At 69.5% G+C, this 22,477-nt stretch carries 21 protein-coding genes; 14 read left to right on the forward strand and 7 right to left on the reverse strand.

The window, feature by feature from the left end; all coding sequences use genetic code 11:
- Positions 1-13: 13 nt before the first annotated feature.
- Positions 14-1,264 carry a tyrosine--tRNA ligase gene (gene tyrS / locus BLT43_RS01685; RefSeq protein ID WP_090109503.1) on the reverse strand — a complete coding sequence of 417 codons (1,251 nt, stop codon included), beginning with the start codon at positions 1,262-1,264 and terminating at the stop codon, positions 14-16.
- A gap of 63 nt (positions 1,265-1,327) precedes the next feature.
- Here tyrS and BLT43_RS01690 point away from each other — a divergent pair, with 63 nt between their 5' ends.
- Positions 1,328-2,452, forward strand: coding sequence for an anhydro-N-acetylmuramic acid kinase (locus tag BLT43_RS01690; protein WP_090109505.1), 1,125 nt, complete (start codon positions 1,328-1,330; stop codon positions 2,450-2,452).
- 36 nt (positions 2,453-2,488) lie between these two features.
- Here BLT43_RS01690 and ssb read toward each other — a convergent pair whose 3' ends face one another.
- Positions 2,489-3,001, reverse strand: coding sequence for a single-stranded DNA-binding protein (gene ssb / locus BLT43_RS01695; protein ID WP_090109507.1), 513 nt, complete (start codon positions 2,999-3,001; stop codon positions 2,489-2,491).
- Between the two features lie 184 nt (positions 3,002-3,185).
- Here ssb and BLT43_RS01700 point away from each other — a divergent pair, with 184 nt between their 5' ends.
- A complete protein-coding gene (locus BLT43_RS01700) occupies positions 3,186-3,782 on the forward strand; it encodes a lytic transglycosylase domain-containing protein (RefSeq protein WP_090109509.1) in 597 nt (198 codons plus the stop codon).
- A 1-nt stretch (position 3,783) separates the two neighbouring features.
- Here the strand turns inward: BLT43_RS01700 and BLT43_RS01705 are convergent, their stop codons facing one another.
- The 4 genes from BLT43_RS01705 to miaA all read right to left on the reverse strand — a co-directional run bounded on the left by BLT43_RS01705 (position 3,784) and on the right by miaA (position 8,987).
- Complete coding sequence (locus BLT43_RS01705; protein WP_242652180.1) at positions 3,784-4,617, reverse strand: DUF1206 domain-containing protein; 834 nt, start codon at positions 4,615-4,617, stop codon at positions 3,784-3,786.
- A gap of 80 nt (positions 4,618-4,697) precedes the next feature.
- Positions 4,698-6,167: a hypothetical protein gene (locus tag BLT43_RS01710; protein ID WP_090109513.1), complete on the reverse strand. Its 1,470-nt coding sequence runs from the start codon at positions 6,165-6,167 to the stop codon at positions 4,698-4,700.
- A gap of 190 nt (positions 6,168-6,357) precedes the next feature.
- Positions 6,358-8,004 (reverse strand): ABC transporter substrate-binding protein, encoded by a 1,647-nt coding sequence (locus BLT43_RS01715; protein WP_242652181.1) that lies wholly within the window; start codon positions 8,002-8,004, stop codon positions 6,358-6,360.
- 104 nt (positions 8,005-8,108) lie between these two features.
- Positions 8,109-8,987, reverse strand: coding sequence for a tRNA (adenosine(37)-N6)-dimethylallyltransferase MiaA (miaA, locus tag BLT43_RS01720; protein WP_090109516.1), 879 nt, complete (start codon positions 8,985-8,987; stop codon positions 8,109-8,111).
- 107 nt (positions 8,988-9,094) lie between these two features.
- Here miaA and pyrH point away from each other — a divergent pair, with 107 nt between their 5' ends.
- From pyrH to lpxB, 12 genes are all read left to right on the forward strand, one after another.
- Positions 9,095-9,820, forward strand: coding sequence for a UMP kinase (gene pyrH / locus BLT43_RS01725; protein ID WP_090109518.1), 726 nt, complete (start codon positions 9,095-9,097; stop codon positions 9,818-9,820).
- 123 nt (positions 9,821-9,943) lie between these two features.
- Positions 9,944-10,507, forward strand: coding sequence for a ribosome recycling factor (gene frr, locus BLT43_RS01730; RefSeq protein ID WP_090109520.1), 564 nt, complete (start codon positions 9,944-9,946; stop codon positions 10,505-10,507).
- Positions 10,508-10,545: 38 nt separating this feature from the next.
- The gene (gene uppS / locus BLT43_RS01735) at positions 10,546-11,277 is read left to right on the forward strand and encodes a polyprenyl diphosphate synthase (RefSeq protein ID WP_090109521.1); all 732 of its coding nucleotides are present in this window, start codon (positions 10,546-10,548) and stop codon (positions 11,275-11,277) included.
- Positions 11,278-11,378: 101 nt separating this feature from the next.
- On the forward strand, positions 11,379-12,131 hold the full coding sequence (locus BLT43_RS01740; protein ID WP_242652182.1) for a phosphatidate cytidylyltransferase: 753 nt from the start codon (positions 11,379-11,381) through the stop codon (positions 12,129-12,131).
- Positions 12,128-13,300, forward strand: a complete 1,173-nt coding sequence (gene dxr / locus BLT43_RS01745) for a 1-deoxy-D-xylulose-5-phosphate reductoisomerase (RefSeq protein ID WP_090109525.1) — start codon at positions 12,128-12,130, stop codon at positions 13,298-13,300. The genes BLT43_RS01740 and dxr overlap by 4 nt, the downstream gene beginning before the upstream one ends.
- A 12-nt stretch (positions 13,301-13,312) precedes the next feature.
- Positions 13,313-14,644 (forward strand): RIP metalloprotease RseP, encoded by a 1,332-nt coding sequence (gene rseP / locus BLT43_RS01750; protein WP_090109527.1) that lies wholly within the window; start codon positions 13,313-13,315, stop codon positions 14,642-14,644.
- Between the two features lie 309 nt (positions 14,645-14,953).
- Positions 14,954-17,263, forward strand: coding sequence for an outer membrane protein assembly factor BamA (bamA, locus tag BLT43_RS01755; RefSeq protein ID WP_242652183.1), 2,310 nt, complete (start codon positions 14,954-14,956; stop codon positions 17,261-17,263).
- Positions 17,263-17,886 (forward strand): OmpH/Skp family outer membrane protein, encoded by a 624-nt coding sequence (locus tag BLT43_RS01760; RefSeq protein ID WP_090109530.1) that lies wholly within the window; start codon positions 17,263-17,265, stop codon positions 17,884-17,886. The genes bamA and BLT43_RS01760 overlap by 1 nt, the downstream gene beginning before the upstream one ends.
- Positions 17,887-17,976: 90 nt before the next feature.
- Positions 17,977-18,453, forward strand: coding sequence for a 3-hydroxyacyl-ACP dehydratase FabZ (gene fabZ, locus BLT43_RS01765; RefSeq protein WP_090109532.1), 477 nt, complete (start codon positions 17,977-17,979; stop codon positions 18,451-18,453).
- Complete coding sequence (lpxA, locus tag BLT43_RS01770) at positions 18,453-19,235, forward strand: acyl-ACP--UDP-N-acetylglucosamine O-acyltransferase (protein WP_090109534.1); 783 nt, start codon at positions 18,453-18,455, stop codon at positions 19,233-19,235. The genes fabZ and lpxA overlap by 1 nt, the downstream gene beginning before the upstream one ends.
- A gap of 1 nt (position 19,236) precedes the next feature.
- Positions 19,237-20,022 carry an LpxI family protein gene (locus tag BLT43_RS01775; protein WP_090109536.1) on the forward strand — a complete coding sequence of 262 codons (786 nt, stop codon included), beginning with the start codon at positions 19,237-19,239 and terminating at the stop codon, positions 20,020-20,022.
- The gene (gene lpxB / locus BLT43_RS01780; protein WP_090109538.1) at positions 20,022-21,170 is read left to right on the forward strand and encodes a lipid-A-disaccharide synthase; all 1,149 of its coding nucleotides are present in this window, start codon (positions 20,022-20,024) and stop codon (positions 21,168-21,170) included. Before BLT43_RS01775 ends, lpxB begins: the two co-directional genes overlap by 1 nt.
- A gap of 55 nt (positions 21,171-21,225) precedes the next feature.
- On the opposite strand, the gene mnmA is transcribed toward lpxB, so the two are convergent.
- Positions 21,226-22,365: a tRNA 2-thiouridine(34) synthase MnmA gene (gene mnmA, locus BLT43_RS01785; RefSeq protein WP_090109539.1), complete on the reverse strand. Its 1,140-nt coding sequence runs from the start codon at positions 22,363-22,365 to the stop codon at positions 21,226-21,228.
- Positions 22,366-22,477 lie beyond the last annotated feature (112 nt).

Consider the following 22,477-nt stretch of genomic DNA (forward strand, 5'->3'; position numbering starts at 1 on the left):
CCCCCTTTTGTCGTCAGCCTAGACGGACCAGCGCGTGGCGCTTCTTGCCGGCCGAGAGCTTGATCGGCGCGGCAAGCGCGGCGCGGTCGATCATCATCCCGGCATCGGTCAGCGGCTGGTCGTCGATCCGGGCGCCGTTGTCCGCGATCAGTCGCTTGGCCTCCTTGCCCGACCCGGCAAGGCCCGAGCGCACGATTAGCTGGACGATCGAGATGCCGTCGCCGATTTCCTGCTCCGAAAGCGTCAGCGTCGGCAGGTCGTCGCCCACGCCGCCCTTCTCGAACACCTCGCGCGCCGTGGCCTTGGCGGCCTCGGCGGCCTCGCGGCCATGCAGGAGCGCCGTGACCTCGTCGGCCAGCACGATCTTGCCCTCGTTGATCTCAGAGCCCGACAGCGCGCCGAGGCGCTCGCACTCGTCGACGGGAAGCTCGGTGTAGAGCTTGAGGAAGCGGCCGACATCGGCGTCGGTCGTGTTGCGCCAGAACTGCCAGAACTCGTAGGGGCTCAGCATCTCCTCGTTGAGCCAGACCGCGCCGCCGGCCGACTTGCCCATCTTGCGGCCGTCCGAGGTGGTCAGCAGCGGCGAGGTCAGGCCGTAGATCTCGTGGTCGAGCACGCGGCGCGTCAGGTCGATGCCGTTGACGATGTTGCCCCACTGGTCCGAGCCGCCCATCTGCAGCACGCAGCCGTAGCGGCGGTTCAGCTCGAGGAAGTCGTAGGCCTGCAGGATCATGTAGTTGAACTCGAGGAACGAGAGCGACTGCTCGCGGTCGATCCTCGACTTCACGCTCTCGAAGCTCAGCATCCGGTTCACCGAGAAATGCCGGCCGATGTCGCGCAGGAACTCAAGGTAGTTCAGCCCGTCGAGCCACTCGGCATTGTCGAGCATGAGCGCGTCGGTCGGCCCCTCGCCGTAGGAGAGGTAGCGCGCGAAGACCTGCTTCATGCCGGCGATGTTCGAGGCGATCTGGTCGGGCCCGAGCAGCGGCCGCTCGTCCGAGCGGAAGGACGGGTCGCCCACTTTGGTGGTGCCGCCGCCCATCAGGGTGATCGGCTTGTGACCGGTCTTCTGCAGCCAGCGCAGCATCATCACGTTGAGCAGGTGGCCCACGTGGAGCGACGCCGCGGTGGCGTCATAGCCGATATAGGCGGGCACGACCCCCTTCGACAGCGCCTCGTCCAGGCCCTGGTAATCGGTGCAGTCGGCCAGATAGCCGCGCTCGATCATCACGGACATGAAGTCGCTCTTGGGGTGGTAGGTCATGTCTTGTGCCCCTCTCTTGGTCGCGCCACTCTATAGGCGGCAGGACGGGCGAGGGAAAGCACGATGCGGCGGATCGGAACGAGCGACCGGGTGAGGGCGCTGGGGGCGATGTCGGGCACTTCGCTCGACGGCGTCGACGCCGCGGTGATCGAGACCGACGGCGAGACCGTCTTCGGCTTCGGCGAGACCGCCTACCGCGCCTATACCGACGCCGAGCGCGCGGTGCTGCGCGCCGCGCTGGGCCGCTGGGAGGGCCCCGAGGTCGAGGCCGCCGCGGAGGTGGTCGAGACCGCCCATGCCGAGATCCTGAGTCGCTTCGAGAACATCGACCTCGTCGGCTTCCACGGCCAGACGCTGGCGCATGACCCGCGCGGGCGCGGCACGCATCAGGCGGGGTCGGGCGCGATCCTCGCCGAGGCGCTGGGCCTGCCGGTGGTCTGGGACTTCCGCAGCACCGATGTGCGCTTCGGCGGCGAGGGCGCGCCGCTCGCGCCGTTCTACCATTTCGCCCTGGCGAAGTTCGCCGGCGCGACGGGGCCCGTGGCCTTCCTCAACCTCGGCGGGGTCGGCAACCTGACGCTGGTCGATCCGGGCTTCGCCCGGCCAGAGGCGGAAGGCGCGCTGCTGGCCTTCGACACCGGTCCGGCCAACGCCCCGGTCAACGACCTGATGCAGGCGCGGCGCGGTCTCGCGCTCGACGAGGGCGGGGCGCTGGCGGCGCAGGGTGAGGTGGCGGACGCGGTGGTCGAAGACTTCCTGCGCCATCCGCATTTCTACCGCATGGCGCCGAAATCGCTCGACCGCGACGCCTTCGCCGATCTTTCGGCCGCGGTGGCAGAGCTGTCCGACGCCGATGCCGCCGCCACGCTCACCGCCTGCGCCGCGGCCTCGGTCGCGGCCGGGATGGAGCAGTGCCCGGTGCCGCCCGAGCGGCTGCTGGTCACCGGCGGCGGGCGCCACAACCCGGTGCTGATGGCGATGATCGCGGCGGGCTGCGACTGCCCGACCGAGCCGGTCGAGGCCGCGGGGCTCGACGGCGACATGCTCGAGGCGCAGGCCTTCGGCTTTCTCGCGGTGCGGGTGGCGCGGGGCCTTCCGACCTCGTGCCCCGGCACCACGGGCGTGCGCGCCGCGGTGGGCGGGGGCACGCTCAGCCGGCCGGGCGAGCTGGCCGTGGCGCTGGGCTGAAACGAAGAGCGCCGCCCTTTGGGGCGGCGCATCCGATCAGAACGGGATCTCGTCGTCGATGTCGCGGCTGCCGCCGCCGCCCTGGTTGCCGCCGCCATAGCCGCCGCCGCGATCATCGCCGTAGCCACCGCCCGAACCGCCGCCATAGCCGCCACGGTCGTCGCCATAGCCGCCGCCAGAGCCGCCGCCGTCGCCACCGCGGCCGCCCAGAAGCGTCATTTCGCCCTTGTAGGGGCGCACGACGACCTCGGTCGAGTAGCGGTCGTTGCCGCTCTGGTCCTGCCACTTGCGGGTCTCGAGCTGGCCCTCGATGTAGACCGTCGAGCCCTTCTTAAGGTACTGCTCGGCGATCCGGCCGATGTTCTCGTTGAAGATCGCGACCGAGTGCCACTCGGTCTTCTCGCGCCGCTCGCCGGTGTTGCGGTCCTTCCAGGTCTCGGATGTGGCGATGCGCAGGTTCACCACCTTGCCGCCGTTCTGGAAGGTCCGGACCTCGGGGTCGCGGCCCAGATTGCCGATGATGATCACCTTGTTCACGGATCCGGCCATGTGGGTCCCCTTTTCGCCGTGGAATCTGCTGTTTCGTCCGGCGTACACTAATGTTCCCGGCGCGGGGATGACAGGGCTTTCGCCACTTCCGCCTTCCATTTCCGTGGCGATCGGCTAGCCTTCGCAAGACACGCGACGGACGACCTGACGGCCGGAGTTCAACCGGCGGGCAAGAGGGACGGGTATGCGCAATCTCATCACGCGGGCCGCATTGGCGGCATTGGTCGCGGCCGGTCCGGGCGCGGCGCTGGCCGACAGGGTGTCGAGCATGTCGCGCGCGCCGCAGCTCTCGGCCTCGCAGCTCGGGGTGCTCGACGGGCGGGCGGCCTCGCAATATGCCGGCTCGAACCGGTTCCAGCCGCCGCGCGCCGAGCTGCCGCCGGCGCTGGCCGCGGCGCCGGCCTATTCGGGGCGCTATGCCGGGCCGTACCTCGATCTGGCCAAGGCGGCGGCGCGCAGGTACCGAATCCCCGAGGACCTGTTCCTACGGCTGGTGCAGCAGGAAAGCGGCTGGAACCCGCGAGCGGTGAGCCGGGTCGGCGCGCTCGGCCTCGCGCAGCTCATGCCCGACACGGCGCGGCTCCTGAGGGTCGACCCGGCGGACCCGAAGCAGAACCTCGAAGGCGGGGCGCGCTATCTCAGGATGCAGTACGACGCCTTCGGCGACTGGCGGCTGGCGCTGGCCGCCTACAATGCGGGTCCCGGCGCGGTGCAGAAGCATGGCGGCGTTCCGCCCTATGCCGAGACCACGCATTACGTGAAGGCGATCCTCGGGCGCTAGGTCACGCGGCGAGCTTGCGCGCCATGGTCTCCATGTCGTCGGTCTTGAGCTTCGGCACGATCCGGTAGGCGGCGTTGACGAAGCAGAACAGCGAAAAGCCGAGCAGGCCGGCCGCGAGCGCTGTGACGAGTGCCGTGCCGAAGGGCTGGTCGCGCAGCCAGTCGAAGGCTTCGGCCAGGCCGCCCGCCTGGTCGGGGTTCAGCGTCCAGGCCGCCCAAGCGAGAAAGCCGCCGACGATGGCGATCACCGCGCCGTTCGCGGCGAGGCCGGCCGTCAGGGCGGGCTTGAGCTTCAGCGTCGCGGACTTGGCGCGCAGGTTCTGCATGTATTTGCCCGAAAGACCCTTGTGGATGTAGTAGATCCCGGCCCCGATGCCGATCAGCCCGGCAAGGCCGACGATCCACTGGCCGAAGGGCACCTGCATGACCTGCGCGGTCCACTTGTCGAGGCTGGAGCCGCCGCCAGAGCCGCTGGAGGACGGCATCAGGATCGCCGCGGCGGTGCCGGCGAGGCCGAGATGGATCAGCCCGGTTACCACCTGACCGGTCCGGGCCACCGCGCCCTTGGCATTGCTGCCATAGGCCTCGAGATCCCAGAACGCCGCGGCCAGCCGCCAGACGCCGTAGGCGGCGAGGCCGATCGCGATCAGCGCCAGCAGCCCGACGCCCCACCAGGCGCGCTCCAGCGAGGCCATCGCCTCGCCCGTGCCGCCCGGCGTCGAGCCGCGCCAGATCGCCATCAACGACAGGATCGCCACGACGAGGTAGATGAGGCCGCGCCCGGCATAGCCGAGGCGCATCACGGGGACTGCCCATTGGAGGTTCTGATGTGTCATGCCGGCTTAATTCTCGCGCGGCTCGACCTGTTCCGTGTCAGCCGCCGAATTCGTGCTCGCCCGCCCGCGCCGGCGCAGGGTTACCGCGGCACGGACCAGATGATCGACAAGAACCATACGAACATCAGGACGATCAGAGCATAGCTGAGAACGCGCCCCGGCATTCGACCCCGCTGCTGCGCCAGATCGGAAAGGGGGTCGAGATCGAAATGCATGATCCTTTTCTGAAGTACCCAGCAGATCACCATCATGTAGCTGATGGTCACGCAGATGATGTAGGCGATCGAGTCCCCCTCGAACGAGTTCTCGCGCGAGTACAAGGTGATGATGATGCTCGCCAGGGCCACGATGCTTAGCAGGAGCAGTTCCGAGATCGAGGTCGACTCCCTTTTCAGCGCCATGAGCTCGGCCCGGGCGGCATTCGAGGATCCCGCGTCATGGGCGCAGATGCTTCTCAGGGAGATGAGCCTTTCGAAGCGGTTCGACAGCCGCGTGATAGCCGAGGCCTGCAGGAGCCCAAAAAACACGGAAATCGTCTGGATATAGGCCCAGTAATGCGGCGCGCCCCGGCCGGGGATGAAAATGACGACATGGCCGAAGGCGGCGATCGCCAGAAGGATCAGCAGGAACTGGCCGTTGATGTCCTTGCCGCGCGAGGTCAGCGCGATCCCCGCGAAGATTCCCGCTGAGCCCACCAATAAGTTGGTGTGCAAATGGCCATAGCCCAGCATGTAGATGATGACCGGCGCGAGCACAGGCGCGATCAGCGCGGCTAGGGTTCCAACATTGCCGCTGATGTTGCGCGCGCCGATATGAAAGAAGAAGGAATTCAGCGATACGAGAACGCCGATCAGCAGGCTCGCGCTGACGAATTCCACGCTAAACTCCAGACGTCCCGGCGCGGCTTCGACCAGGCAGTAGAGTCCTATGAACAGGGTGGCCGCCAACGCGCGAACCGTCAGGAAAACGCTGAACTCCCGCATTCTGGAGAAACTGGCACGCCGCCTAATATAGACCTGCACCACCACCACGGTTAGGCCCATGCTGAGCGACGAGACGACGGGCAGGAGCGTGTCCGAGAACTCTCCGAATTGCAGCAGGATTCGGATGTCGGTGAGGTTGATGATCAGGAAGCCGGCGCAGAACAGGACGAGCGCGAGCCTCGAGGCCCAGTTCCTGTCGTCTCTCTTCTTGCTGAACCACGACAGCATGGCGGTCGCGATGATCGGCCAGGCCTCGAAGATGACGGCCGCCGTGACGAGGTCGCCGCCCCTCGCGGACTTCGCCAAGGCAATGAATGCGATGCTGACCAGAAGCCCGTCGGCCACGGTGGTGAGCAGGAAACTCCACTTGTCGGCGCGGCTGCGAAACGCCGCCGCGACACGCTTGCGATTGGCCGTGAAGAAGGCGGTGGTCCCCACCACGGCCACGATCCCCACATGGTTGAGCAGCACGAAGACAGAGTTCGTTTCCTGGTACCTTTGGCCGAAGATGAGCAGGAACACCGGTTGGATCGACCACAACAGCCCGCCCGTCAGCACGAAGATCAACGCTTTTTGTTCTCGTGTCATGCCGTCGGGCCGCCCGGTCTGTCTTGGTGCCCAAAGGGGCTAAGCGGTCAGCCGGCAGGGGTCGAGCCGACCCCTCTGTTCCGGCCCTACCAGAGAGCGAGTGTGGCTTTTTTGACAATTCCCGCGTGCAGACCGGGCGGGGCGGTTCGCGCAGCCGGCGTTAGCCGGGCTACCGGTCGATCCACCATTCATGGTGGTGATGTTCGAACATCGGATGCATCCCGGCATCCCGGACCGCCGGGGCGTGGTGGCGGAAGAGGGCGCGCCAGTAGGGCTGGATCAGCACGCCGTCTTCCTGCAGGAGCCGTTCGATCCGCGCCATCACCAGCGACCTGCGCCGGGCATCGGTGACGGACATCGCCTCGTCCAGCAGCTGGTCGAAGGTCTCGTTCGCGTAGCCGGTCTCGTTCCACGGCGCGTTCGAGCGGTAGGCCAGCGATAGCACCTGCACGCCGAGCGGGCGCATGTTCCATTCGGTGGCCGAGAAGGGAAAATCGCGCCAGCCGTCCCAGAAGAGAGGGCCGGGCAGCACGCGGCGCTCGACCGAGATGCCGGCATCGAGAAGCTGGGCGGCCACGGCGTCGCAGCTTCGGGCCTGCCAGGCGTCGTCGAGCGAGACCAGCTCGAACACATGCGCGCCGTGCCCCGCCTCGACCAGTGCCGCGCGGGCGGCGGCGGGGTCGTGCTGCTGCGGTTCGACCTCCGCGTAATCGGGATGGATCGGGCAGACATGGTGGTTGTCGGCGACGAGACCGCGGCCGCCATGGCCCAGCTCGAGAATGATGGCGTTGTCGACCGCCATCTGCAGCGCCCGCCGCACCCGCAGCTCGCCATAGGGTGCATGGGCCTGGTTGAACCGCACGGCCAGCGTCGCGGCGCTCATCACCTCCGATCCGGTCCAGCCGATCTCGTCGAAGGCCGTCACGAAATCGCCGGCGGTGCGGGCGGTCATGTCGATCTCGCCCGCCCGGGCGGCGGCGAGCTTCGCCGCCGGGTCGGTGCCGTAGTCGAGATACTCGATCCGGTCGAGATGGGGCCCGCCGAAAATCTCCGTGCCCCACCAGTCATGGTCCGGGTTGCGCACCAGCACCTGGCGCTGGCCCGGCTCGTTCGTCTCGGGCAGGTAGGGCCCGGTGCCCACGGGGCGCTCTGAGGGATCGCCGCCGTCGAAGCTGCCATGCACGATCGCGGCAGGGTAGTCGGCCATCGAGGCGATCAGCGAGACATCGGGCCGCGACAGCGTCAGCCGGACGGTGACCTCGTCCAGCCGCTCGATCGCGCCGGGCCGGGCCCGGCCCGTGGCCGGATCCAGCAGCGCCGACATCCGCAGCGCCATCGAGTTGCCGGGCACGCGGCTGTCGCACCAGCCTTCGATGTTGCGCACGACGTCGTCCGCGGTGAAGCGGTCGCTGTTGTTCCAAGTCACCCCCTCGCGCAGGTGCAGCGTGAACAGGGTGGCCGCGTCGTCGACCTCCCAGCGCTCCAGCAGCATCGGCACCAGCGTTCCGTCGCGCTGGTAGCGCACGAGGTATTCGAGCCAACCGCGGTAGAAGTTCGCGACCTGGCTCCATTCCGCGCGGCGCGGATCGACGATCGGCCGGGTCTCCATTTCCACGCGCAACGTGCCGCCCGGCCGTGGCGAGGGCCCGGCACGGCCCGGCACCGGCAGCCCGGCGAGGCCCAGCGCCGCGGGCGCCGAGACGCCCAGCGCCGTGGCGCGGGTCAGGAACTCGCGGCGCGACATGCGGCCGGCACGCAGTTCCCGGGCATCGGCACTTGCCACGGGATGCAGGGCGGCGGAACGGGGCGGGGGCATCGGCGATCCTCCGGCATGCGCGGGGGCCGCTCTTGCGGCGGCCATGGCGGCCTTACAAGTTCTAGCCGTTTCTCCTGCCGGGTCAAAGCCCTGGCAGCCTTGGTTCAGAGCGTGGCGGGATCGATGGCGCGCCAGCCGCACATCCGGTTGCGGAACCAGCTGCGCTGGCGCTTGGCATATTGCCGAGAGGCGATGACCGCGTCGTTCCGCGCGGCTTCGATCGTGGCCGCGCCGCGCAGATGCGCGACCAGTTCCGGGGCGCCGATCGCGCGGGCCCATGGGGCGGTCGGGCTCCAATGTGGCAGCGCCACGCGGACCTCGTCGAGCGCGCCGTCCCTCAGCATCGCGTCGAAGCGGCGCGCGATGCGGGCGTTCAGCCAGCCCGGTTCGGGGCGCAGGACCAGTGGCTGGGCCTGGTCGAGCGGCAGCAGCGGCGCCGGCGTGTCGGCCTGCCAGTCGGCGATGCCGCGCCCGGTGGCGCGCAGCACCTCCCAGGCGCGCTGCACCCGCGCGCGGTTGTTCAGGTCGATCCGCGCCCGGCTGCGCGGGTCCAGCCCGGCCACCAGCTCGGGCAGGGCGATGGCATCGGCCTCGGCCCGCACCTCGACCGGCGTGGCCGGTATCTCGGCCAGGCCTTCGGTCAGGGCCGAGAAGTAGAGCCCGGTGCCCCCGACGATCACCGGCCGCGCGCCCTCCAGCAGCGGCGCGACCGCGCGCAGCCAATGTCCGACCGACCAGTCCTGCCCGCGCCCGACATGGCCGTAAAGCGCATGCGGAGCGCGCGCCTCCTCCTCGATCGAGGGGCGCGCGGTCAGGATGCGCCAGTCGGCATAGACCTGCAGCGCGTCGGCATTGATCACGACACCGCCGCCGGTTTCGGCGATCTCAAGCGCCAGCGCCGATTTTCCCGAGGCGGTGGGCCCGGCGATCAGCACCGGGCGCGCAGGGTCGAGCCCGCGCGCGATGTCGGCCATGTCGCTCATTTCCGGCCGGAGGCCGCCGAAGGCGTTCGCACGGCATTGAACTGCCTGCCGCTTTCGTCCATCTTCCCGCGCGACCCAAAACATCCCCAACAGACCACGGAGCCTCCATGTCCGAGACCCAAAAGCCCGCTTTCCGCAGGGTGATGCTCAAGATCTCCGGGGAGGCGCTGATGGGGAACACGGCGTTCGGGCTGCATCCGCCGACCGTCGAACGCATCGCGCGCGAGGTCAAGTCGGTGCACGACCTCGGCGTCGAGATCTGCATGGTGATCGGCGGCGGCAACATCTTCCGCGGCCTCTCGGGCTCGGCCCAGGGCATGGAGCGCACCACCGCCGACTACATGGGCATGCTCGCCACGGTGATGAACGCGCTGGCTATGCAGTCGGCGCTCGAGACGCTGGGCGTGTTCACCCGCGTGATCTCGGCCATCCCGATGGACCAGGTCTGCGAGCCCTACATCCGCCGCCGCGCGGTGCGCCATCTCGAGAAGAAGCGCGTCTGCATCTTCGCCGCCGGCACCGGCAACCCGTATTTCACCACCGACACCGCGGCGACGCTGCGCGCCAACGAGATGAGCTGCGAGGCGATCTTCAAGGGCACCAAGGTGGACGGCGTCTACGACAGAGACCCCAAGAAGTTCGAGGATGCGAAGCGTTACGAGACCGTCACCTATGACGAGGTGCTGCAGAAGCATCTCGGCGTGATGGACGCCTCGGCGATCGCGCTCGCGCGCGACAACGATCTTCCGATCATCGTTTTCAGCCTTGACGAGCCGGGCGGCTTCCGCGGCATTCTGGCCGGCGAGGGAACCTCGACACGGGTGCATGGCTGAGCTTTTTCAGTCCCCCGCGGGACCGGGCGAAGGCCGGTCCCGGCAAAGGGTTCTGGAACGCGGGGCGTATTGCCGGTAGACCGGCAACGAACAGCCGCTCCCTCGAACGACAAGAAGAGACCGATGGCAGACGATTTCGAACTCGACACCGACGACCTCCAGCGCCGCATGGACGGCGCCATCGCAGCGCTGCGCACCGAGTTTGCCTCGCTGCGCACCGGCCGCGCCTCGGCCTCAATGCTCGAGCCGGTGCAGGTCGAGGCCTATGGCCAGATGACCCCGATCAACCAGGTCGGCACCGTCAACGTGCCCGAGCCGCGCATGGTGACCATCAACGTCTGGGACAAGGCGATGGTCGGCAAGGTGGAGAAGGCGATCCGCGAAAGCGGGCTCGGCATCAACCCGCAGCTCAACGGCACCATCATCATGCTGCCGATCCCGGAACTGAACGAAGAGCGCCGGCGCGAGTTGACCAAGGTGGCCGGCACCTATGCCGAGCATGCGCGGGTGGCGATCCGCAACCTGCGCCGCGACGGCATGGACCAGATCAAGAAGGCCAAGGCCGACGGCCTGTCCGAGGACGACCAGAAGTTCTGGGAGCAGGAGGTCCAGGAGCTGACCGACCGCTACATCAAGCAGGTCGATCAGCAGCTTGAGACCAAGCAGGCCGAGATCATGCAGGTCTGAGGCGCCGGCCTCGACATTCTCACCTCCAGGAGGCCGCGATGGCTGCCGAGCAGGACAAGACCGGATCGGGCGGACCGAAACACGTCGCCATCATCATGGACGGCAATGGCCGCTGGGCGCAGCAGCGCGGGCGACCGCGGCTGTTCGGCCATCAGGCCGGGGCCAAGAGGGTCCGCGACATCGTCGAGGCCTGCCCCGATCTCGGGGTCGAATACCTGACGATCTTCGCCTTCTCGACCGAGAACTGGCGTCGCACGCAGGCCGAGGTCTCGGGGCTGATGGCGCTGTTCCGGCGCTACATCGCGCGCGAGGCGCGGGCGCTGTTCAAGAAGGGCGTGCGCGTCCGCTTCATCGGCGACCGCATCCGGCTCGACGAGAAGCTCGTGGCGCTGATGGACGAGCTTGAGCTTCTCACCGCCGGCAATGACCGGGTGCATCTCACCGTGGCGCTCAATTACGGCGGCCGCGACGAGGTCACCCGCGCCGCCAAGCGGCTCGCCTACGAGATCGAACAGGGGCGGCTGACCCACAAGGACGTGGATGCCGAGACGCTGTCGCGCTTTCTCGACACCCATGTGCTGCCGGACCCCGACCTCGTGATCCGCACCTCGGGCGAGGCGCGGATCTCGAACTTCCTGCTGTGGCAGTCCGCCTATGCGGAGTACGAGTTCATCGACACGCTCTGGCCCGATTTCACGCCCGAGGAGTTCGCAAAGGTCTGCGCCGGCTTCGCCGCCCGAGACCGCCGCTTCGGAGCCGTCAAGGCCTGATGGCGGAGGAAGCGGACAGCAAGACGAGAGAGGGGGGCGGCATGGCGTCTTCGACCGCGGCACTCGCCGACCCCGGCCGTTGGGGCGATCTGGGAACCCGAATGGCCTCCGGGGCCGCGATGGCGGTGATCGGCGCGCTGGCGGTGATGATGGGCGGGCTGTGGTTCCAGATGCTGACGGTCTTCGTGACCGCCGTCATGGTCTGGGAACTCTGGATGATGATCGAGCCCGGCAAGCCGACGCCGGGCATGCTGCTCGCCGCGCTTTGCGCCTCGGTGCTGTCGGGCCAGCTGTCGAGCCACGAGAACTGGGTGCTCCTGCTGTTTCTCGTCGCGCCGCTCGCTGGCGCGATGATGCTCAAGCGCGAGCGGCTCACCTTCTTCGGATTCGCGCTCGGGATCGAGGTCGCGGGCTGGGGGCTCGTCACGTTCCGGGCCGAGTACGGCTTTACCTGGTTGCTCTGGCTGATCCTCGTGGTCACCTTCACCGACGTGTTCGGCTACGTCGCCGGCCGGGCGCTGGGCGGCCCGAAATTCTGGCCCAAGGTCAGCCCCAAGAAGACCTGGTCCGGCACCTCGGCCGGCTGGGTCGCTGCCGGTGCGGTGGGCTTGGCCTTCGCATTGCTGACGTCGAGCCCGTGGCACCTGATCTGGATCTCGATGCTTCTGAGCTTTGCCAGCCAGATGGGCGACATCGCCGAGAGCGCGCTCAAGCGCCGCATGAAGGTCAAGGACAGCTCGGCGTTGATCCCCGGCCATGGCGGGCTGTTCGATCGGTTCGACGCGATGCTCGGCGCCTCGCTCTTCATGCTGCTCGTCTCGGCGCTGGGCTTCCTGCCCGGAGTGGACTTTTGAAACGCGTCTCGATTCTCGGCGCGACCGGTTCGATCGGCTGCCAGACGGTCGAGCTGATCGCCGCCGCGCCCGAACGTTTCGAGGTGGTCGCGATGACCGGCGGCCGCAACGTGGCGCTGCTGGCCGAGCAGGCCCGGGCTCTGAAGGCGCAGGTCGCCGTCACCTGCCACGAGGCCTGCCGCGACGAACTGGCCGAGCGCCTGTCTGGCACCGGCATCGAGGTCGCGGCGGGTGACGCCGCGATTGCCGAGGCCGCGGCGCGGCCGGCGGACTGGGTCATGTCCGCCATCGTCGGCGCGGCCGGGCTGCTGCCCGGTCTCGCGGCGATCCGGCAGGGGGCGACCCTGGCGCTGGCCAACAAGGAAACCATGGTCGCGGCCGGCCCGCTCGTTCTGGCCGAGGCGCAGCGCCACGGCGCGACGCTCTTGCCGGTCGACAGCGAACATTCGGCGGTGTTCCAGGCGCTGGTGGGCGAGGAACGCGCGGCGGTCGAGCGGGTCATCCTGACGGCTTCGGGCGGTGCCTTCCGCGACTGGCCGCTCGAGCGTCTCGCGCAGGCCACGCCCGAACAGGCGGCGACGCACCCGAACTGGTCGATGGGCCAGCGGATCACCGTGGACAGCGCCTCCATGTTCAACAAGGCCCTCGAAGTCATTGAGGCCAAGGAGCTTTTTGGCCTCAAGCCCGATCAGGTCGAAGTGGTGGTCCACCCCGAGAGCCTCGTGCATGCGCTGGTCGGCTTCAATGACGGGGCGCTGATGGCGCATATGGGCGCGCCCGACATGCGCCATGCCATCGGCTACGCGCTGAACTGGCCCGAGCGGCGCGCCTTGCCGGTCGAGCGGCTCGATCTCGCCCGGCTCGGCAGCCTGACCTTCCGGGCGCCCGAGGCGGCGCGCTACCCGGCGCTGGGGCTGGCAAGGCGGGTGATGGAGGAGGGCGGCCTCGCCGGCGCCGCCTTCAACGCCGCCAAGGAAGCCGCGCTCGACGCCTTTCTCGAGCGGCGCCTCGGCTTCATGGCGATGGCGCCGGTGGTCGAGCAGGTGCTGGACACGATGTCGCGTGATGGGCTTCTGCGGGTTGACACTCCGGGCCTCGACGCGGTCCTTGGGGCCGACGCAGAAGCGCGGTCGCGCGCGGCCCGTGCCGCGGCGACCCAAGCCGCATAGGACGACATCGCCTTGGAGCTCAGCCAGATCCTGCCGCAATTCGGCAATGCCGCCTTCACCCTGCTAGCCTTCGTGGCCGCGCTGTCGGTGATCGTGGCGATCCACGAATACGGCCACTACATCATCGGCCGCCTGTCGGGCATCCATGCCGAGGTGTTCAGCCTCGGCTTCGGGCCGGTGCTGTTCTCGCGCACCGACCGGCGCGGCACCCGCTGGCAGGTCGCGGCCTTGCCCTTCGGCGGCTATGTCAAGTTCCTGGGCGACGCCAATGCCGCCTCGGTCGGGCACGCGGCCGGGACCGACGCGGCGCGGCTGCGCCACACCATGCTGGGCGCGCCGCTCTGGGCGCGCGCGGCGACCGTCGCGGCCGGCCCGATCTTCAACTTCGTGCTCAGCCTCGCGATCTTCGCCGGCGTGATCCTCGCGCAGGGGCGCGCGACCGACCCTCTGACCGTGGAGTCGCTCGCGCCGCTGCCGGCGGGCTATGTCAACGAGCTGCGGCCCGGCGACGAGATCCTCGCGATCGACGGGCGGACCCTGCCCGAAAGCGGCGGCCTCGCCGTGCTGGGCGAACTGCCGGCCGAGCTGGTGCTCGACTACCGCGTGCGGCGCGACGGTCAGGAGCGGATGCTGCGCGGGCCTTACCCGCAGCCGCCGCTGGTGGGCGGCGTCTCGCCGCGCTCGGCCGCGGCCGATGCCGGGCTGCGTCCGGGCGACGTCATCCTGTCGCTCGACGGGCAGGAGGTCTTCGCCTTCGCCGAACTGGTCGACATCGTCAGCCGCTCCGACGGGCGCGAGCTGTCGCTGCGGGTCTGGCGCGACGGCGAGACCCGCGATCTGGCGCTGGCGCCGCGCCGGGTCGACCTGCCGCGCGAGGGCGGCGGTTTCGAGACCCGCTGGCTGATGGGCATCTCCTCGGGGCTGTTCTTCGAGGCCGCCACCGAGTCGCCCGGCCTCGCCACGGCAATGGCCGAAGCGGCCGGCCAGGTCTGGACCATCATCACGTCCTCGCTGTCGGGGCTGTGGCACATGATCACCGGCGCGATCTCGTCGTGCAACCTCTCGGGCCCGGTCGGCATCGCCCAAACCTCGGGCGCCATGGCCGAGCAGGGCGCGGCAAGCTTCATCTGGTTCGTCGCCGTGCTGTCCACCGCGGTGGGCCTTCTGAACCTGTTTCCGATCCCGGTGCTCGACGGCGGCCATCTGGTGTTCTTCGGCTACGAGGCGATCACCGGCCGCCAGCCCGGCGACAAGGCGCTGCGGCTGCTGATGGCGCTCGGGCTGTCGCTGATCCTGACGCTGACCGTCTTCGCGGTGCTCAACGACCTGTTCCTCTGCCCCTGAGCGGCGCCGCCCGAGCCACCGCCTTGCCCGAATGTCGCCACGATCCGGCGGCATGATGAGCCCATGGACGCTCTTGCTGGAGGCTTGGCGATGCACGACACCTCGATCAGGCCCCTGGGGCTGCTGCTTGCGATGAACCTCGACCGGCTGCTCTTTCCGGCCGTGACGTTGGTCGCGCTGGTGCTGGCCGTGTGGACCACATCCCCCTGACGCGCATAATCTGGCGTCGGCTCGCCCAGTTCTTTTGACAAGCCGCGCGGCTGCCGGTACTCCGTTGCCAAGAAACGACGCGGGGCAGGGATGGTGACGATGACGGCTCGCAGCAGGGGCGCGTTCGCGCGCAGGATCTCGGCCGGCGCGAGCGTCGCGGCCATCGCGGCGGTACTGGCGGCCACGGCGCCGGCCTGGGCGCAGGAATTCCGCTTCGACGATGTCTCGGTCGAGGGCAACCGCCGGATCGAGACCGGCACCATCCTCACCTATGCCGGCGTGACGCGGGGCGAACGGGTCTCGGCCGCGGCGCTGAACGACGCCGCCCAGCGGATCCGTGAATCGGGCCTGTTCCAGAGCGTGGACCTGCGCCCCGAGGGCGACAGGCTGGTGATCGAGGTCACCGAGTTCCCGACCATCAACCGCATCGCCTTCGAGGGCAATTCCAGGGTCGACGACGCGGAGTTGTCGCAGATCGTGTCTTCGACCGAGCGCCGGGTCTACAACCCGGTGCAGGCGCAGGCCGATGCCGACGCCATTGCCGCGGCCTATGTCGATCGCGGCCGGATCAACGCCACCGTGCGGCCGGCGCTGATCGAGCGCTCCGACAACCGCGTCGATCTGGTCTACCAGATCGCCGAGGGCGGCGTCACCGAGATCGAGCGGATCTCCTTCACCGGCAACCGCAGCTTCTCCGACCGGCGGCTGCGCAGCGTTCTGGCAACCCGCCAGGCCGGGCTCCTGCGCCAGCTGCTCAAGAACGACACTTTCGTGGCGGACCGGATCGCGCTGGACCGGCAGCTGCTGACCGATTTCTACCGCTCGCGCGGCTATATCGACTTCGAGGTGCTCGATGTCGACAGCTCGCTCACCCGCGAACGCGACGCCTACCTGCTGACGCTCAACATCCGCGAGGGGCAGCAATACAGCATCAACCGCGTCGGCGTGGCCAGCGAGATCGAGGGGCTAGACGCCGCCCGCTTCGAGTCGGCGGTCGAGCTCGACCGGGGCGAGACCTATTCGCCCACCGCGATCGAGAACGACATCGCGCGCATGGAGAAGCTGGCGATCCGGCAGGGTGTCGACTTCCTGCGGGTCGAGCCGCGGATCGAGCGCAACCCGCGCGACCTGTCGCTCGACGTCACCTACGTGCTGACCCGCGGCGAGCGCATCTTCGTCGAGCGGATCGACATCGAGGGCAACGCCACGACGCTCGACCGCGTCGTGCGCCAGCAGTTCAACACCGTCGAGGGCGACCCCTTCAACCCGCGCGCCATCCGCGAGAGCGCCGAGCGCATCCGTGCCCTCGGTTACTTCGCCGACGCCGACGTGCAGGCACGGCCCGGCTCGCGCCCCGACAGCGTCGTGATCGACGTCGATGTCGAGGAGCAGCCCACCGGCTCGCTCTCCTTCGGCGCGAACTTCTCGACCGACAACGGCCTCGGCCTCGTGGCCGGGTTCTCCGAGCGCAACTTCCTCGGCCGCGGCCAGCTGTTCAGCCTCGACATCTCGACCAGCGAGAAGAACCGCCGCATCTCCTTCGACTTCGCCGAGCCGGCCTTCCTCGGCCGCGACCTGCGCTTTGGCATCGGCGTCGACTACCGCTCGACCGACAACGACTCGGCGCTCTACGACACCGACACCTTCCGGATCTCGCCCTCCTTCACCTTCCCGGTGAGCGAGAACGGCCGGCTGCAGACTTACTACGCCGCCGAGTACACCGACATCACCGACGTCTCCGACGATGCGAGCGAGATCATCAAGGCCGAGAAGGAAGAGGCCGGCGTCTGGACCAACTCGGTGGGCTACAACTACAGCTACGACAGCCGCCGCGCCGGCCTCGACCAGCGCAGCGGCTATCGCCTGCGTTTCGGGCAGGAGTTCGGCGTCGGCGACGAGGCCTTCATCAAGACCACGGCGCTGGCCTCGGCCGAGACCCGGGTCTGGGGCGAGGACGTGCTGCTGCGCGCCACCGTCGAGGGCGGCGTGCTGCATCACGAGGACGGCGACACCCGCGTCACCGACCGCTTCTTCCTCGGCAGCCGGCTCATGCGCGGCTTCGAGCCGGGCGGGATCGGGCCGCGCGATGCGGATTCCGACGATGCGCTCGGCGGCAACAAGTATGCCGTGACCCGGCTCGAGGCGGAGTTCCCGCTCGGCCTGCCGGAGGATTACGGCATCTCCGGCGGCCTGTTCGCGGATTACGGCTCGGTCTGGGACATCGGCTCGGATCGCGGCACCGGGGCCGAGGTGCTCTATGACGACTACACGCCGCGGGCGGTGGTCGGCGCCTCGATCTTCTGGGACACGCCGATCGGGCCGCTGCGTTTCAACTTCACCGAGGCCCTTCAGGCCGAGGAGCGGGACGAGACGCGCAACTTCGACCTGACGATTTCCTCGCGCTTCTGATGCGCCGCGCGGCTCTGGCGCTTCTCGGCCTTTGCCTGGCGCTGTCGGCCGGTCCGGCCATGGCCCAGCGCGTGGCCGATGCCCGGCCCGTGGCCGACACGCAGGCCGCGCCGGCGCCGGCGCCCGCCGTTTCCGCGGTTCTGGTGATCGACACCGAGCGGCTGTTTGCCGAAACCCGCTTCGGCCAGCGCATCGCGCGCGAACTGCAGCAGGACTCCGAGGCGCTGGCCGAGGAAAACCGCGCCCTCGAGGCCGAGCTGACGGCGGAAGAGCAGAGCCTGACCGAACGCCGCGCCGACATGACGCCCGAGGCCTTCCGGGCCGAGGCCGAGGCGTTCGACGCCAAGGTGCAGCAGATCCGCCGTGAACGCGACGCGAGGGAAAGGGCGCTGCAGCAGGAAATCGCGCAAAGCCGCGAACGCTTTCTCGCCGCGGCCGGACCAACGCTCGGCGAGGTGATGATCGCCCGCGGCGCCTCGGTGATGCTCGACCGCCGGGCGGTGTTTCTGTCGACCGGTGCGGTCGACGCCACCGATGCCGCGATCGCCGCGCTCGACGCCGCGGTGGGCGACGGGGCCGAGATCGAGGACGCGCCCCGGGGCGAGGACCCGGCGCCGCGCTGAGGCCGGGCGATCGGGGCCGGCGCTTGCCGGGCGGGGGGCGAGTTGCTAGTCAGACGGCGAATATTGGCCCCGAGGGAAGGACCCCGAGACATGACCGACACCCCCGAGACGGGCGCGCCCACCACCGCCGACATCCAGCTGATCCAGCGCATCCTGCCGCATCGCTACCCGTTCCTGCTGGTGGACCGCGTGGTCGACATCGACGGCACGCGCTCGGCCACGGGCCTGAAGAACGTCACCATGAACGAGCCGCATTTCCAGGGGCATTTCCCCGGCACGCCGATCATGCCGGGCGTCACCATTGTCGAGGCGATGGCGCAGACCGCGGGCGTGATGGTCGGGGCCTCGATGGGCCTCGTCGACGGCAACATGCTGATCTACTTCATGGGCATCGACAACTGCAAGTTCCGCCGCAAGGTGGTGCCCGGCGACCGGCTGGAGATGCGGGTCGAGACCACGCGCGGCAAGCCCGGCGGCAAGGTCTGGCGCTTCAAGGGCGTGGCTACCGTCGATGGCGAGATGGCCGCCGAGGCCGAGTTCACCGCGATGATGGACCTGCAGGGCTGATGGCCGCGATCCACCCTTCCGCCGTGATCGAGGAGGGCGCGCGGATCGGCGAAGGCTGCCGCGTCGGCCCGTTCTGCCATGTCGGGCCCGAGGTGGTGCTGGGCGACGGCGTCGAGCTCAAGAGCCACGTCGTCGTCACCGGCGACACCGAGATCGGCGCGGAGACGGTGGTGTTCCCCTTCGCGGTGATCGGCGAGATCCCGCAGGACCTGAAGTTCGGCGGCGAGCGCACCCGGCTGCGGATCGGTGCGCGCAACCGCATCCGCGAACACGTGACGATCAACACCGGCACCCAGGGCGGCGGCGGCGAGACGCGGGTGGGCGACGACTGCCTGCTGATGGCCGGCTGCCACGTCGCGCATGACGTCACCGTCGGCGACCGGGTGATCCTCGTGAACCACGCCAGCGTCGCCGGCCACTGCCAGATCGGCGACGACGTGATCGTCGGCGGGCTCTGCGGCATCCACCAGTTCGTCCGCATCGGCCGCGGCGCGATCATCGGCGCGGTGACCATGGTGACCAACGATGTCATTCCCTTCGGTCTCGTGCAGGGGCCGCGCGGCCGGCTCGACGGTCTGAACCTCGTCGGGTTGAAGCGCCGCGGCACCGAGCGCGCCGAGATTTCCGCGCTGCGCGCCGCCTTCCGGGCGCTGGCCGAGGGCGACGGCACCTTCCACCAGCGCGCGGCCGACCTGTCGGAGAGCGACAGCGCCCTGGTGCGCGAACTCGTGGCCTTCGTCTCGGGCGACAGCGACCGCCAGTTCCTGACGCCGCAGGGCTGAGATGGCGCTGGCGCTCCTTGCCGGAACCGGGGCGCTGCCGGGCGAGATCCTGGCGCGCCGCCCCGACGCGCTGGTCTGCGAGATGCGCGGCGTGCCGGTCGATGCGCCCGAGGTGGCCGAACGGCTATCCTACCGCATCGAGACGCTCGGCACCTTGCTGGCCGAGCTGAAGGCGCACGGCGTGGACGAGATCTGCCTTGCCGGCGCGATGACCCGCCCCGCGGTCGACCCGTCGGCCATCGACGCCGCCACCGCGCCGCTGGTGCCGCGCCTGATGGCAGCCATGGGCCAGGGCGACGACGGCACGCTGCGCGCCGTGATGGCGCTCCTCGAAGAACAGGGCTTCGCCCTGCGCGCCGCGCACGAGATCGCGCCCGACCTGCTGCCCGAAGCCGGGGCGCTGGGTGCGGTCGCCCCGAACGACGCGCATCGCGCCGATGCCGACCGCGCCGAGGCGGTGCACCGCGCCATGGCCGCCGCCGATGTCGGGCAGGCCTGCGTGGTGCGCGGCGGCCTCTGCCTCGCGGTCGAGGCGCTGCCCGGCACCGACTGGATGCTCGACAGCCTCGCGAACGGCGAGGCTGCGGGCGGGCTGCTCTACAAGGCGCCCAAGCCCGGTCAGGATCGCCGCGCCGATCTGCCGGTGATCGGCCCAGCCACGGTGGAGCGCGCGGCGCGCGCGGGCCTCTCGGCCATCGTCATCGCGGCGGGCGGTGTCATGGTGCTGGGCCGCGACGAGGTCGTCGCGCTGGCGGACCGCCACGGCATCGCGCTCTGGGTGCGCTGATGCGGGTCTTCGTCATCGCGGGCGAGCCCTCGGGCGATCGGCTCGGCCGGGCCGTCATGGCGGGGCTGAAGCAGCTGTCCCCCGGCATCGCCTTCGACGGCGTCGGCGGGCCCGGCATGCAGGCCGAAGGGCTGAAGAGCCGCTTTCCGATGGACGAGCTGTCGGTGATGGGCATCGCCGAGGTGCTGCCGCGCTACCGCCAGCTCATGCGCCGCATCGACGAGACCGCCCGCGCGGTGATCGAGACCAGGCCCGACATCCTGCTGACCATCGACAGCCCCGATTTCTGCCTGCGCGTGGCGCGGCGGGTGAAGGAGGCGGGCGCAAAGGTGCGCTGCGTGCATTACGTCGCGCCGACGGTCTGGGCCTGGCGGCCGGGCCGGGCGGCAAAAATGGCGCGCAGCATCGACCACGTGTTGGCGCTCTTTCCGTTCGAGCCGCCCTACATGGAGGCGGCCGGGATGGAGTGCGACTTCGTCGGTCACCCGGTCGTGACCGACCCGCAGGCCACCGAGAAGGAAGCCCGCGCTTTCCGCGACCGCCACGGCATCGGTGATGCGCCCTTGGTGCTGGCGCTGCCCGGATCGCGGCGGGGCGAGGTGCAGCGCCTGTCCGAGACCTTCGGCGCGGCGCTGGCCCGCGTGCAGGCGGCGCTGCCCGAGGCCCGCGTGGTGCTGCCCTGCGCCGCGCCGGTGGCGGACCTCGTACGCGCGGAGACGCGGCATTGGGACGTCGCGCCGCTCTTGATCGATCCGGCCGACGACCCGGACGGGGCCGAGAAGCGCGCGGCCTTCCGCGCCGCCGACGTCGCGCTCGCGGCTTCGGGCACGGTGTCGCTGGAGCTGGCGGCGGCCGATACGCCGATGGTCGTGGCCTACGACATGGGCTGGATCTCGCGGCAGATTATCGGGCGGATGCTGCTGACCGACACGGTGACGCTGGTGAACCTCGTGAGCGAGACCCGCGTGGTGCCGGAATATATCGGCCGCGATTGCCAGCCCGAGCCGATAGGCCGGGCGCTGCTGCGGGTGCTGGAGCGTCCCGAGGCGCAGCGCGCGGCGCTGGCCGAGACGATGCAGCGGTTGGGTGCGGCAGGCGAGGCCCCGGGGCTGCGCGCGGCCCGCGCGATCCTCGACCGCGCGGGCTAGTACCGGTTTCTTCGGAGATACCGGCAAAACTCTTCGAAGAGTTTTGCCCCCGGCCTCAGCGGCCCTTCCAGATCCAGCCGCCGCCCAGCACGCGGCTGCCCTCGGTGGCGTAGAACACGCAGGCCTGGCCCGGCGAGACACCCTGCTCGGGCGACAGAAGCTCGACCTCGGCCTCGGTTTCGCTGATCGGGCGGATCACGGCGGGCGCCGGCGGTCGGGTGGACCGCACGCGCACCAGCACCTCGCGCTCGGCCTGGTCGGTGAAGCTGCCGCCGCCGATCCAGTTGACCTCGCGGATCGGCACCCGGCGCGTTGCCAGCATCTCCTTCGGGCCGACCACGACGCGGCGGGCGTCGACGTCGAGCTTGACCACGTAGAGCGGCTCGTCGAGGCCGCCGATGCCAAGGCCCCGCCGCTGGCCCACCGTGTAGTGGATCAGCCCGCGATGCTCGCCCAGCACCCGGCCGTCGGCATGCACGATCTCGCCCGGCTCGGCCGCGCCGGGGCGCAGCTTCTCGATCACCGCGGCGTAGTTGCCGTTCGGCACGAAGCAGATGTCCTGGCTGTCGGGCTTGTCTGCGACCGACAGCCCGTAGCGCGCGGCGAGCGCGCGCGTCTCGGCCTTCGACGCCAGCCCGCCGAGCGGAAAGCGCAGGTAGTCGAGCTGCTCCTGCGTGGTCGAGAACAGGAAGTAGCTCTGGTCGCGGTTGGCGTCGGCGGCCGAGTGCAACTCGGCCCCGTGCTCGCCCATCTCGCGGCGGATGTAGTGCCCGGTCGCCATGCAGTCGGCGTCGAGATCCTTGGCGGTGGCGAGCAGGTCCTTGAACTTCACCCGCTCGTTGCAGCGGATGCAGGGGACCGGCGTCGCACCGGCGAGGTAGCTGTCGGCGAACTCGTCGATCACCGCCTCGCGGAAGGTGTTCTCGTAGTCGAGCACGTAATGCGGAAAGCCCATGCTCTCGGCCACGCGGCGCGCGTCGTGGATGTCGCGGCCCGCGCAGCAGGCACCTTTCTTGGCCAGCGCCGCGCCGTGGTCATAAAGCTGCAGCGTCACGCCGACGACGTCGTAACCCTCTTCCTTGAGCTGGGCGGCCACCACCGAGCTGTCGACGCCGCCGGACATGGCCACCACGACGCGGGTTTCGGAGGCCGGCTTGGCGAAGCCCAGCGAATTGACTGCGGTATCGAGCGGCATGGGGTGATCCTTGCGCGTTGGGGAGGGGCGTCGGCGCGCGGCGCTGGCGATCGCGCCGGAATATATGAAAAACGCGCCCGTTCTCAACCCCCCCTCCTTCACCCGTCCTTAG

This window comes from Limimaricola pyoseonensis (assembly GCF_900102015.1).
GTDB lineage: Bacteria > Pseudomonadota > Alphaproteobacteria > Rhodobacterales > Rhodobacteraceae > Limimaricola > Limimaricola pyoseonensis.

Excerpts from the sequence above, each read along its gene's own strand:
- lpxA (WP_090109534.1), top strand. The coding sequence starts at position 18,453 with ATGGCCGCGATCCACCCTTCCGCCGTGATCGAGGAGGGCGCGCGGATC.
- BLT43_RS01690 (WP_090109505.1), top strand. The coding sequence starts at position 1,328 with ATGCGGCGGATCGGAACGAGCGACCGGGTGAGGGCGCTGGGGGCGATG.
- fabZ (WP_090109532.1), top strand. The coding sequence starts at position 17,977 with ATGACCGACACCCCCGAGACGGGCGCGCCCACCACCGCCGACATCCAG.
- BLT43_RS01775 (WP_090109536.1), top strand. The coding sequence starts at position 19,237 with ATGGCGCTGGCGCTCCTTGCCGGAACCGGGGCGCTGCCGGGCGAGATC.
- frr (WP_090109520.1), top strand. The coding sequence starts at position 9,944 with ATGGCAGACGATTTCGAACTCGACACCGACGACCTCCAGCGCCGCATG.
- ssb (WP_090109507.1), bottom strand. The coding sequence starts at position 3,001 with ATGGCCGGATCCGTGAACAAGGTGATCATCATCGGCAATCTGGGCCGC.
- BLT43_RS01705 (WP_242652180.1), bottom strand. The coding sequence starts at position 4,617 with ATGACACATCAGAACCTCCAATGGGCAGTCCCCGTGATGCGCCTCGGC.
- uppS (WP_090109521.1), top strand. The coding sequence starts at position 10,546 with ATGGCTGCCGAGCAGGACAAGACCGGATCGGGCGGACCGAAACACGTC.
- pyrH (WP_090109518.1), top strand. The coding sequence starts at position 9,095 with ATGTCCGAGACCCAAAAGCCCGCTTTCCGCAGGGTGATGCTCAAGATC.
- lpxB (WP_090109538.1), top strand. The coding sequence starts at position 20,022 with ATGCGGGTCTTCGTCATCGCGGGCGAGCCCTCGGGCGATCGGCTCGGC.
- tyrS (WP_090109503.1), bottom strand. The coding sequence starts at position 1,264 with ATGACCTACCACCCCAAGAGCGACTTCATGTCCGTGATGATCGAGCGC.
- bamA (WP_242652183.1), top strand. The coding sequence starts at position 14,954 with ATGACGGCTCGCAGCAGGGGCGCGTTCGCGCGCAGGATCTCGGCCGGC.
- BLT43_RS01700 (WP_090109509.1), top strand. The coding sequence starts at position 3,186 with ATGCGCAATCTCATCACGCGGGCCGCATTGGCGGCATTGGTCGCGGCC.
- BLT43_RS01740 (WP_242652182.1), top strand. The coding sequence starts at position 11,379 with ATGGCCTCCGGGGCCGCGATGGCGGTGATCGGCGCGCTGGCGGTGATG.
- mnmA (WP_090109539.1), bottom strand. The coding sequence starts at position 22,365 with ATGCCGCTCGATACCGCAGTCAATTCGCTGGGCTTCGCCAAGCCGGCC.
- miaA (WP_090109516.1), bottom strand. The coding sequence starts at position 8,987 with ATGAGCGACATGGCCGACATCGCGCGCGGGCTCGACCCTGCGCGCCCG.
- BLT43_RS01760 (WP_090109530.1), top strand. The coding sequence starts at position 17,263 with ATGCGCCGCGCGGCTCTGGCGCTTCTCGGCCTTTGCCTGGCGCTGTCG.
- BLT43_RS01715 (WP_242652181.1), bottom strand. The coding sequence starts at position 8,004 with ATGCCCCCGCCCCGTTCCGCCGCCCTGCATCCCGTGGCAAGTGCCGAT.